The sequence below is a fragment of the Okeania sp. SIO3I5 genome, from assembly GCF_010672085.1.
Taxonomy (GTDB): Bacteria; Cyanobacteriota; Cyanobacteriia; order Cyanobacteriales; family Microcoleaceae; genus Trichodesmium.
The window spans coordinates 1-11,530 of the sequence record NZ_JAAHHT010000277.1 but is presented as its reverse complement, the minus strand read 5'-3'; the positions used below and the strand labels follow the sequence as shown (position 1 = coordinate 11,530).

Genomic DNA, 11,530 nt, shown 5'->3' with positions numbered 1-11,530 from the left:
TAAAATGACGGTTGTTTAAGTTTTTATAGATAGAGATAAAATCGGAGATACTGAGCGAGCGTTGTGATTTTTTTAGCGATCGCTCTATTTACCATACACTATATATAGCGTTTTTGCGTAAGTCCTGCCCAATAGGAACCTATTAGAGCTGTGTTATTGCTTACAGCTACTGAGTATCCGAAGTAGTCCTCAATATAACCATCAGGTGCAGTGAATTTGTGGAGCAAACTGCCAGTAGTAGTGTCAAATAGGTAGGCTGAACCACTGTTTGTTCCATTGTCGTCGTCTGTGTAGGCACCTATCAGAGCTATATTATTGCTTAGAGCTACTGACCTTCCGAAAAGGTCATGTGCAGAACCGTCGGGTGCAGTAAGTTTGAGATCAAAAGCGTTAGCGGGAGTTGTAAAAGCAAGGAGGGCGAAGAGCGGAAAGCAGGCTCTTTTACCAATTTTTTTTAGGTTAGTTGCTTGGCTCTTAATTGCTGGTTTTTGGTTGTGCATATCTAATTAATTAGTTCTTAGTTACCTTTATTTTTTACTCAGGTCATTTAGTTATGTTTATGAATTAGAATTGTCACTCCGTGAGAGGTACTGTAGTTATTGCTAACTAAAAAAGCTAGAAATTATAGCTGTCCAGTTTTAAGAAATTTTTTCGGTTATTTGCACACTTGTAGAATTACTATAACATTTTATTTAGGCAAGAGGCAATAGGTTATACCAAAACTTTAGCAAAACTTTAAATTTAAGTAGTATCACGGAGTTTCTGAGATTGATTCTCTCGACTCCGTTCCAGTGGAAATAACTAGACTAATGTTATATAGAATCCGGTTGAAAAGTTGTCCGCAGCGACGATAGGAAGCAATCTCTTAAACCTCTGAGATTGCTGCCTTCGACTCGTGTAAGTCGCAATGACTAGACTAATGTTACTTTTTAATACAAAAGTTCGATAGGACATTGAAATTCAATACTTTCTGAAGCGATCGCTTCCCCCGCTTCATAATAATTGCCAAGCCACATTTTCTCCTCTCTTCGACGATAAATTTCTACTGAAGTTGATTCGGAGTCTACCAATACATATTCCTGCAAACTAGGAATTTGACAATAATATTTAAACTTATCCCCGCGATCGTAACTTGCTGTACTTGGCGAAAGCACCTCAACAATGACTTTCGGATGTTGGATAAAGTCACGAGCTTTTAGATCGTCAGGGTGACAAGTAACTACCAGATCGGGATAGAAATAAGAACTATTTTCATTCGCCTGAACTTTGACATCGGCAACATAAGTTTCACAACCTCTTTGACTTAAATGAGGATACAAAGCTCTGTAGAAATTGAGGTAAATTTTAGTATGAGGAAGAGTTCCCCCAGTCATGGCAAAAATTTTACCATCAATATATTCATAACGAAGTTCCTGTTCTGCTTCCCATTCGAGATACTCTTCAGGACTCATTTTTTGATAATTTTGACGTTCAGCGATCGTAATTTTCAAAGTTAAGAAAGAAGAATGTTGATAATTTTTTATTCACTAAGGATAACATAACACATATTGAAATTACTTCAGGAATTTTTGGTAATTTCATAGCTATCGCACCTTGACAACTAGAAAAAGTTGTTATATCTTGAAATTAGATTGGTATTATGGGAAAATAGTGGCTCTTTTTTTAGAGTCTGAATAACTGTAGAGGTTTGGTCTCCTTTCCCCATACCCCTTGACGCTCGGAAAAAGTTGGCTTATCCTTGGTGAAAAATTAGACTCTTAGATTTCTTAACTACTGAAAAAAATGAAACTTTGTAGTAAGCGCCTAATGCACCCTACTGAATTAAATCCATCCGTGCATCCGTGGCAAAATCCGTGTCTTGCCCTGACTTCCCCACTGAACTAAATTTCTCATAAATTCATAGGATCGACATCCACAGTTAAACTCACCCCAGGGCGACAAACATTACTCAACTTAGTCAGATCGGGTACATCATCACATCCAGGGAATAATTTTAACAAAATCTGCCACCGATAACGATTTGCTACTCTCGCAATAGGAGCGGGTGCAGGACCTAATAAATCGTATTTTCCTTCTTCTGCTTTTTCCATCAACACACTTGCTAACTGTTGAGCAGTCACTGCCACCTCGGTCGGATCATAACTACTCAGACGCAATAAAATCAACCGCCCGTGAGGAGGATATCGCAATTCTGCTCTTGCTTGTAATTCTGTTTCCACAAAAGACTCATAATCATGACGTTGCACCGCTTGAATCACAGGATGTTCTGGAGTATAGGTCTGAATAATTACTCGCCCTGGGTTATCTCCACGACCCGCACGACCCGCTACTTGCAGCAATGTTTGAAAAGCGCGTTCATTGGCGCGATAATCTGAAAAATGCAGCAACCCATCAGCAGATACGACTCCTACTAATGTCACCTGCGCTAAGTCTAAACCTTTTGTCAACATCTGGGTACCGATCAATAAGTCTGCTTCCCCATTAGCAAATTGATTTAACAAATTTCGGTGAGCATCTTTTTTGCGAGTTGTGTCGCTATCATATCTAATAGCTCGTAAATTGGGAAATTGTCTCTTTAACTCTTGCTCTACTTTTTGAGTTCCACTGCCAAAAAATTTGAAAAAAGGAGAATCACATTCGGGGCAACGTTGGGGTTGTGGTTGTTGATAGTTACAGTAATGACAACGTAATAGTGGAGTTGCACCTTCGTGGGTGTAATGATAGGAAAGTGAAATGTCGCAATGAGGGCATTCCATGACATGACCGCAACTACGACAAGAGACGAATGTACTGTGACCGCGACGGTGAATAAATAAGATTCCTTGTTGTTTTGTTTCCTGTAGTTGTTGCAGTGCTTCTTGGAGAGGGTAGCTGAACATTGTCCGGTTTCCCTGTCGCAGTTGTTGGCGCATATCTACTATTTCTACAGGTGGCATCGGTCTTGAGTGGATGCGTTCTGGTAATGATAGGTAGTAGGTGTTGGGTTTTTGGGAAACAGTTTCATTTTTATCAACTAAGAAACTGGGTTGATTATCTTGATTATTCAAACTATCATTTTTTTCAGATAAACCTGGTTTCTGAGTAAGGGAAACATTTTCATCAACTAAGAAATCGGGTTGATTATCCTGATTATTCAAACTATCATTTTTTTCAGATAAACCTGGTTTCTGAGTAAGGGAAACATTTTCATCAACTAAGAAATCGGGTTGATTATCCTGATTATTCAAACTATCATTTTTTTCAGATAAACCTGGTTTCTGAGTAAGGGAAACATTTTCATCAACTAAGAAATCGGGTTGATTATCCTGATTATTCAAACTATCACTTTTTTCAGATAAACCTGGTTTCTGAGTAAGGGAAATATTTTCATCAACTAAGAAATCGGGTTGATTATCCTGATTATTCAAACTATCACTTTTTTCAGATAAACCTGGTTTCTGAGTAAGGGAAATATTTTCATCAACCAAGAAACCGGGTTGATTATCCTGATTATTCAAACTATCATTTTTTTCAGATAAACCTGGTTTCTGAGTAAGGGAAACATTTTCATCAACTAAGAAATCGGGTTGATTATCCTGATTATTCAAACTATCAATTTTTTCAGATAAACCTGGTTTCTGAGTAAGGGAAATATTTTCATCAACTAAGAAATCGGGTTGATTATCCTGATTATTCAAACTATCAATTTTTTCAGATAAACCCGGTTTCTGAGTAAGGGAAATATTTTCATCAACCAAGAAACCGGGTTGATTATCCCGATCATTCAAACTATCAATTTTTTCAGATAAACCCGGTTTCTGATGTGTTCTTGTTTGCAACCAACTTTCTAAAGAGGGTGTTGCTGAACCTAATATTAATGGGCAGTTTTCTAACTCTGCTCGCCATTTCGCTACGACGCGAGCGTGATAACAGGGTGCGGGGCGGTCTTGTTTGAAACTGTTATCATGTTCTTCATCTAAAACAATTAAACCTAATTTTGGCAGTGGAGCGAATATTGCAGAACGAGTACCGATGATAATTTGCGGAATACCCCACGTCATATTACGCCAGGTGTCATAACGTTCTCCCGCAGATAGAGCGCTATGGTAAACATAAACTTTTTTGCCAAAACGAGCGCGAAATCTATCGGTAAGTTGGGGAGTTAAACCTATTTCGGGAACGAGTACGAGCGCAGATTTGCCATTTTCGAGAATGGGAGCGATCGCCTGTAAATATATTTCTGTTTTCCCAGATCCGGTAACTCCATGTAGCAATATTTGAGCAAATTCTTGAATCTGGGTAATGGTTGTTAATGCTTCTGTTTGGTAAGATGTAAGCATTTTTATTTCGTCTCTGGTATCGCCCCTACCTTGTTCTCGCCGTAATACTTCCTGTTCCTGAATGACAGCATAACCTTTTTCTTCGAGTTTTTTGACCACAGAAGTTGTTGTTTGGCAAGTATTAAGTAATTCTGTTAACCACATTTCGCCCCCACTTTGGCGTAACACTTCCATCACTTCTTTTTGACGTGGGGTTAAATCTTTGGGTGGGGTTTGAGCAACTAGAGTCACTGCTTGTCTGAGTTTTGGTTTTGGTGGAGAAGGGGGTTCGAGATAACTTTCTACCCAACCTCGTTGTAGTAAATCTTTTAATCCTCTATTAGCACTTTTGACTTGACGTTGAATGTATTGCCAGGTGTAGTCTTTGGTTTTGGAGTTTTGCAGAATTTCCAGAATTTTCTGAGCGTTAGCATTGAGGAAAATTTCTCCACCTGTGGGTATTGCTGTTTCGATGATGCGGATGCGTCGTTGACTACGTTTGAGTAACCCTGGTGGTAAAGCAGTCCGAATTACTTTAATAAGTGGTGTTTGATAATAAATGGCGACTTTTTCCAGCAGTTCCCAATAAGTGGCAGGGAAAAAACCTCTCGTAATAATGTCTGATACATTTTTGACGCGATCGCTACTTAAACCTTCTGGCAGTTGGGACGTTTTGCGGATAGCGATCGCTCCTACTTGTTGTTTGCCAAATGGTACTACTAAAATATCTCCAGCTTGAATATCCAAATCGGGAGGTATTTTGTAGGTAAATAATTTTTCCTCCTCTTCAGTATCATCTGTTGAAGTTTGGAAAGGGACATCCACTAAGACTTCTACCCACTCTTGCGACTCTGGGGAAATATTTTGATAAGATGACCCAGGTTCAGCTAGGATAGGTTTTGATGGTGTTTGGACAGAGTAGGACATTGGCAAAATTAATTAAGGGACAAATTCAGAAGTTAGAAGTCAGAAGTTTTTTGAAGTTAGAATTCAGAATTCAGAAGTTAGAACTCGCTTAATCCCTGTTTGATAGTCAGAATTCAGCTATAGCAATCCTAAACGATTCGTAAAAAAAACTGTAGGGGTTTGGTCACCAAATCTCATTTTTGCTTGGGTTTGGTATCCAAACTCTTATGATAAAATGTTACAACCTATTATAAGATTGCTATATAATAAATCTCCCAATCTTTACAGACTTATAGTTTTTCTAAGCGACTTATTGAGTAAGCTAGTACATCATTAATATAAAAATTTATAATGTACAGATATAGCAATCCTCTAATATATTTGTGTATAAGAATCTCACTGCTTTTAGGGAATAGGCAATAGGCACTCTTGCAATAGGTAAGACTTTCGGAGTTTATTTCTAGTTTTTTATTACCCGCAACCTATTTAGAATTGCTATATTAGTATTAGACATCTCTATAAACTAAGTTTTAGCAATAAATTACTAAAGTTTTAAAATTAACTTTCGGAGATATTTATTGTATCTTAAACTGGAGAAAAACCATGTATTAAAATAGCAATTGGAGCGGAATCCTATGGATTCAATCTTAAGGAAGTGGTCAAACAAAACCTACAAAATAAAGGTATAGAAGTAGAAGATATTGGTATCAAGAATTCCACCCAAGAAACACCTTATTATGAGATAGCTGCTCAAGTCTCAAAAATGGTAGGAAGTCAACAAGTAGAACCTGGAATCCTTGTATGTGGAACAGGTATGGGAATGGCTATTATTGCTAATAAATATCCTCATGTCTATGCAGCAGTCTGTGAAAATAGTTTTGCTGCCGAAAAATCACGTTCAATTAATAATTCTAACGTCCTAACTTTAGGTGGGTTTGTGACTACTCCCCTAGTTGCTCAAGAAATTGTAGATGTTTGGTTAACCACTGAATTTAAACAGGGATGGGAACCTGATATTCAAGAATGGTTGGAAAATTCCATGAAAGATATTGCTAAAATAGAAAAACAACAATTTGGAAATTAATTAGAAATTAATCATAAAATGAAAGAATTTGAAGGAAAAGTTGCCCTAATCACGGGAGGAAGTTCTGGAATTGGTAGAGCTACTGCTTTAGCATTTGCTCAGAAAGGAGCCAAAATAGTTATTGCTAGTCGTAGGGAAAAAGAAAGTCAAGAAACAGTGGCAATGATTAAAGAAATTGGCAGTGAAGCTATCTTTGTAAAAACAAATATTAGTCAAGCTATTGAAGTTGAAAATTTAGTTAATCAAACAATTAATACTTATGGTCGTCTAGATTACGCCTTCAATAATGCAGGTGTAGAAGGGATATTAGGACCTAGTATTGAACAAACTGAATCTAACTGGAATCATATCATTGATATTAACCTCAAAGGAGTTTGGTTATCAATGAAATATCAAATTCCTGAAATGTTAAAAAATGGTGGGGGAGCGATAGTAAATAATACTTCTGTAGCAGGATTAATTGGTATAGCTAATTTTTCAATTTACTGTGCTAGTAAACATGGTGTAATAGGGTTAACAAAAGCTGTTGCTTTGGAACAAGCAACAGCGGGTATTAGAATTAATAGTATTTGTCCTGGTTTAATTCAAACAGATATGGCATACCGTATTATTGGCAAGGATGATGATAGTAAATTTAAAGCACAATTTATGGCAGCACACCCTATTGGTCGTTTTGGTAAATCAGAAGAAATAGCTAATCCTGTTGTTTGGTTATGTTCCGATGCAGCTAGTTTTATTACAGGTCATTCCCTCACAATAGATGGTGGTTATACAGTACAATAGTTGCAGTTATATTCCCTGCTTAAGCTAGGGTATTTTATGAAGGAATTTTGTCAGAAAGTATTTTGGAAGAAGGAAGAAATATTGAATAAAAAAAAGGAAAAAATGATCGAGATAACTGTATAAAATAAATTGGATAAGGTATTTTTAAGCGTCTCTGATAGAGATGCACCTTTTTGTAGTTCTTTTTTGAAACTGGTATGATTCGACCTTTGTACCTTAGAGGCAAAATCAAGTAACAATATTTGCTCATTAAATCAATAATAGGGGCAGGTTTTTGATTAAATTTTTATCAAAAAAAGCCCCAATGATAATTGTTTAATTATTGAATAACTATTTAATCATAACTTAAGTTTGCCATTAATTCTGGCGTTAAAACCATATACTTCACGTCTCCCAACAAAAGGTACTAAAATTACTTCTCGCTCATCCCCTGATTCAAATCTAATGGCAGTACCAGCAGGAATATCCAGACCCATTCCTTTTGCCAGTTCCCGGTCAAAATTCAAGGTATTATTAACTTCATAAAAGTGGAAATGGGAACCAACTTCAATCGGGCGCTCGCCTGTATTTGCTACTACTAATTTAATAGTAAATCGATCTACATTTAATTCAATTTATCCCTCGGAAATAATCATTTAATCTAGAATCATAATTAAATTCAAAAGTTAAAATTCAAAAGTTAAAAGTAATCTCCTCAAAATTATAGCTTTTAAAGTCTAAAGTTAAAAGTAATCTCTTCAAAGACTAAGTTTTTCCTGGAGAAATGCGCGGAAGTGATTAATTTTGATTGATAAATTTATTACTTCCTATTCCCTAATTTTTAACGAATAGGATTAGGTATAGTCACTAATTTTGTACCATCAGGAAAAGTAGCTTCTACCTGAACTTATTGCACCATTTCTGGGATACCTTCTCTGACATCATCTCGCCCTAATAAGGTTGTACCAAAACTCATTAATTCGGCGACAGTTCGACCTTCTCTAGCACCTTCTAAAATTGCTGCGGAAATATAAGCAACTGCTTCTGGATAATTCAATTTTCCACCTTTTTATTTCCGGCGTTATGCTAATAAAGCAGCGGTAAAAATTAATAATTTATCTTTTTATTGGGGGTGTTAATTGCATAGTTTTTGGGTGCATCTCAATGCAAGAAGAAAGCCAAAAATTTCTTGCTTTTAGGGAACAGGGAATAGGAAAAAAGTATTTTTGCAAATATGAGATGCACCCTAGTTTTTTTTGATATAGCAATATGAAATAATTTTAGAAAAAAAACTTTAGGGGTTTGGTTTTTTCATCCCATTTTTACTTAGATTTGGAGACCAAACTCCTACGATCAAATATTACAACATAAGCACGGATTTCTATAGTTATTTCAGTAAAAATTTTATCATTTTTATAGCTATAAAATTAAATTTATGGAATTTACGAACCAAAACAAGAAACCGGGTTTATTGCCTTGATTATTAAAACCACAAAATTGCGCTGATAAACCCGGTTTGTGGGTGAGTATTAATTTAGTTAATTTACAAATAATCTAAATATTGTTGTTTTAATTTTTGGATTTTCTACGTCTAGGAATTAGGGGAGGTTCTTGAGGTTGATATGATTTTAAACTTTCATCTCCTGTCAAAATTTCCACCTGGTTTCCTAACCTACTATAACGGTCAGCAATCTGTTTAATTGTAGCATCTCCCAATGCAAATCCTTGACTAGCAAAATTAGGAAATTCATCAGCTAACTGCTTCAAATTTTTGGCATCCCAGAAAACAGACTGTGTTGTAAATGCTGCCCAAGGAGTTTGATGATATGCTGTTAATTTGATCATATTTGCTAATTCTTTAGCTATTTCATAACCCTTTGTCGGTGCTTGAGCAATATGATTACCTGTTTCAATAATTGCTGCTAAAGGTAAAATAAATGTAGTATTTGCTTTTTCCTCCTTTTTCAATTTTTCATCTACTTGAATTTTATTCCAATTATTAGTTTCAGATCCACAGGTTTCTTTCCCAGGTACTCCTAAATAAACACATAGAATAGAAGTATCAATAATCAGCACTTTTTTCATATTATTTAATCTGCTTTGAGACTTTTTTCAATCAAACCTTTACTAACAATTGTGCCTAAATTTCCTGATGCCATTAACTTCGGTAAATCATCAATATATTCTAAGGGAATTAACTGACTTTCTCCAGTTTTTTTATCTCGATAAGCTACCATGACAAAAGGAATAAAATCTGGAGTTAGTTCATCTAATAAAGCAGGATTATGGGTTGTAACTAAGACATCTATTTGGCATTTTTTCCCAATTTCTCTTAACATTTCTAGTAGTAATCCGGCGCGGGAAGGATGTAAACCATTATCTACTTCTTCTATAACAATTAGACTTTTTTCTGGTTGAGCTAGCATTGCGGTTAAAATTGCTAAAAATCGCAAAGTTCCATCTGACATTCCACTAGCATCAACTATTATTTGTTCTTGGTTATAATGCCAGATTTCTTCACAATAAAGCATGGCATCTTTGCCTAATCTTCCGACAGGTTCAGACCATACTTTTCGCATATCTCCTTCTGGTAGTTTTGCCAAATATTTTAATAAATTTTCTTCTACTTCAGCTTTTTGTTTTTCTGGCAATGCTGCTAAAACTCCCGCAATATTAGAACCATCTCTTTCTAACTTTTTTGATAGAGGTGAATAATCCCGCATTTGCGAAGGTATTGGATTTAATATCAAAATATCTTTGAGATTATTCGGAACTATACTTTGGGCATATAGCATTTGATGAATATTATCAAAATTATAGAAAGGAATGTCTTTTGCAAGATTACCTAAAGAAGGTTTAGGATTAGGAAAAATTTTTTCCATAACTTCTTTACTGGGTTCATAACGATCAAATATTATCCCATTTTTGGAAGGAGCTGAAAGGATAAAAAAAGGTTTATTAGATGAATTACTATCTGAGATATTTTGACTATCAACCAAAGTTAAAGATTCATCTACTACTTGCACAAGAGGAGTAATTTCTAAAGTAATTTTATAAAGATAATCATCCCCTTCATCTTTCCCATCTACTAATACTTGAAAACTAAATTTTGTTTCTGGTTTTCTAGCTGCCCACTCAATTCCTCCTCTAATACCTATTAATACTGTTTCTACTGAAGGAGTTTGCATAATACCATTCAGAAAATCTAAGGCATCTACAATATTAGATTTTCCACTGGCATTTGTACCAATTAAAACTGTTAATGGGTCTATATATAATTCTGCATGACGGAAACTTTTCCAGTTTTCCAAGGTTATTTGTTTTAACATAAAGCAATCCTTATTTATCTCTTCCTTTTGACTTGATTTGTGCTTCTGAAATTATTGGTTAATGACTCTTTTGTTTCCTTTTTCCTTCGACTCGATTTTCTTGTACTTCAACAATTGAGTATCAGGGAAAATTTTCCAGTTTTTTTGATTGACATTAGACACTCTTCAGAAATTTCTCATTCATTGGTTGATTTTCAAAACTTGACATGATACTATAAGCATAATGGAAAAGGTGCGCTCATATATACTCATCACTGGCCTTGGATTTTTCAGATATTTTCATACCCTCTATAAAGACAGAAAATTTTCCAGTTTTTTTGATTGACATTAGACACTCTTCAGAAATTTCTCATTCATTGGTTGATTTTCAAAACTTGACATGATACTATAAGCATAATGGAAAAGGTGCGCTCAGATATACTCATCACTGGCCTTGGATTTTTCAGATATTTTCATACCCTCTATAAAGACAGAAACTTTTCGAGTTTTTCTGCCGTTATTCGCTTTCACATCAAGCAATCCTTATTTATCTCTTCCTTTTTCCTTCGACTCGATTTTCTTGTACTTCAACAATTGAGCATCAGGGAAAATTTTCCAGCTTTTTGATTGTTGCGGTCGAGCAAATAGATTGACATTAGACACTCTTCATAAATTTCCAAAAAAGTGGTTGATTAAAAAAAACTTGACATGATACTATAACCATAATGGAAAAGGTGCGCTCAGATATACTCATCACTGGCCTTAGATTTTTCAGATATTTTCATACCCTCTATAAAGACAGAAACTTTTCTGGTTTTTCCAAGTTATTCACTTCCACATCAAGCAATCCTTATTTATCTCTTCCTTTAGACTTGATTTTTGCGAATCAAATTATTTGCTAATTACTCTTTTGTTTCCTTTTTCCTTCGACTCGATTTTCTTGTACTTCAACAATTGAGCATCAGGGAAAATTTTCCAGCTTTTTGATTGTTGCGGTCGAGCAAATAGATTGACATTAAACACTCTTCAGAAATTTCTCATTCATTGGTTGATTAAAAAAAACTTGACATGATACTATAAGCATAATGGAAAAGGTGCGCTCAGATATACTCATCACTGGCCTTAGATTTTTCAGATATTTTCATACCCTTCTATAAAGACAGAAACTTTTC

General features: G+C 35.4%; 8 protein-coding genes and 1 pseudogene. 2 read left to right on the top strand and 7 right to left on the bottom strand.

The annotated features are described in order from the left end of the window. Positions 1-98: 98 nt before the first annotated feature. The 3 genes from F6K40_RS34820 to priA form a co-directional block, all read right to left on the bottom strand. Complete coding sequence (locus F6K40_RS34820; RefSeq protein WP_293143089.1) at positions 99-500, bottom strand: FG-GAP repeat protein; 402 nt, start codon at positions 498-500, stop codon at positions 99-101. A gap of 429 nt (positions 501-929) precedes the next feature. Beyond that, positions 930-1,490, bottom strand: a complete 561-nt coding sequence (locus tag F6K40_RS34815) for a Uma2 family endonuclease (protein WP_365673839.1) — start codon at positions 1,488-1,490, stop codon at positions 930-932. A gap of 399 nt (positions 1,491-1,889) precedes the next feature. After that, complete coding sequence (priA, locus tag F6K40_RS34810; RefSeq protein WP_293143086.1) at positions 1,890-5,225, bottom strand: replication restart helicase PriA; 3,336 nt, start codon at positions 5,223-5,225, stop codon at positions 1,890-1,892. Positions 5,226-5,811: 586 nt separating this feature from the next. Between priA and F6K40_RS34805 the strand changes: the two genes are divergently transcribed. Both F6K40_RS34805 and F6K40_RS34800 read left to right on the top strand, forming a co-directional pair. Further along, complete coding sequence (locus tag F6K40_RS34805) at positions 5,812-6,288, top strand: RpiB/LacA/LacB family sugar-phosphate isomerase (protein ID WP_365673843.1); 477 nt, start codon at positions 5,812-5,814, stop codon at positions 6,286-6,288. A gap of 18 nt (positions 6,289-6,306) precedes the next feature. Beyond that, positions 6,307-7,071 carry an SDR family oxidoreductase gene (locus F6K40_RS34800; protein WP_293143083.1) on the top strand — a complete coding sequence of 255 codons (765 nt, stop codon included), beginning with the start codon at positions 6,307-6,309 and terminating at the stop codon, positions 7,069-7,071. A gap of 338 nt (positions 7,072-7,409) precedes the next feature. Here F6K40_RS34800 and F6K40_RS34795 read toward each other — a convergent pair whose 3' ends face one another. The 4 genes and pseudogenes from F6K40_RS34795 to F6K40_RS34780 form a co-directional block, all read right to left on the bottom strand. Further along, positions 7,410-7,685: an urease subunit beta gene (locus F6K40_RS34795; RefSeq protein WP_293143092.1), complete on the bottom strand. Its 276-nt coding sequence runs from the start codon at positions 7,683-7,685 to the stop codon at positions 7,410-7,412. A gap of 206 nt (positions 7,686-7,891) precedes the next feature. Further along, positions 7,892-8,195, bottom strand: a pseudogene (ureA, locus tag F6K40_RS34790) (urease subunit gamma). A gap of 424 nt (positions 8,196-8,619) precedes the next feature. Further along, the gene (locus F6K40_RS34785) at positions 8,620-9,135 is read right to left on the bottom strand and encodes a hypothetical protein (RefSeq protein ID WP_293143080.1); all 516 of its coding nucleotides are present in this window, start codon (positions 9,133-9,135) and stop codon (positions 8,620-8,622) included. Positions 9,136-9,140: 5 nt separating this feature from the next. Next, positions 9,141-10,379, bottom strand: coding sequence for an AAA family ATPase (locus F6K40_RS34780; protein WP_293143077.1), 1,239 nt, complete (start codon positions 10,377-10,379; stop codon positions 9,141-9,143). Between the last annotated feature and the right edge of the window lie 1,151 nt (positions 10,380-11,530).

Bases quoted from the DNA above. Each gene is read 5' to 3' on its own strand.
- F6K40_RS34820 (WP_293143089.1), bottom strand. From the start codon at position 500: ATGCACAACCAAAAACCAGCAATTAAGAGCCAAGCAACTAACCTAAAA.
- priA (WP_293143086.1), bottom strand. From the start codon at position 5,225: ATGTCCTACTCTGTCCAAACACCATCAAAACCTATCCTAGCTGAACCT.
- F6K40_RS34800 (WP_293143083.1), top strand. From the start codon at position 6,307: ATGAAAGAATTTGAAGGAAAAGTTGCCCTAATCACGGGAGGAAGTTCT.
- F6K40_RS34785 (WP_293143080.1), bottom strand. From the start codon at position 9,135: ATGAAAAAAGTGCTGATTATTGATACTTCTATTCTATGTGTTTATTTA.
- F6K40_RS34780 (WP_293143077.1), bottom strand. From the start codon at position 10,379: ATGTTAAAACAAATAACCTTGGAAAACTGGAAAAGTTTCCGTCATGCA.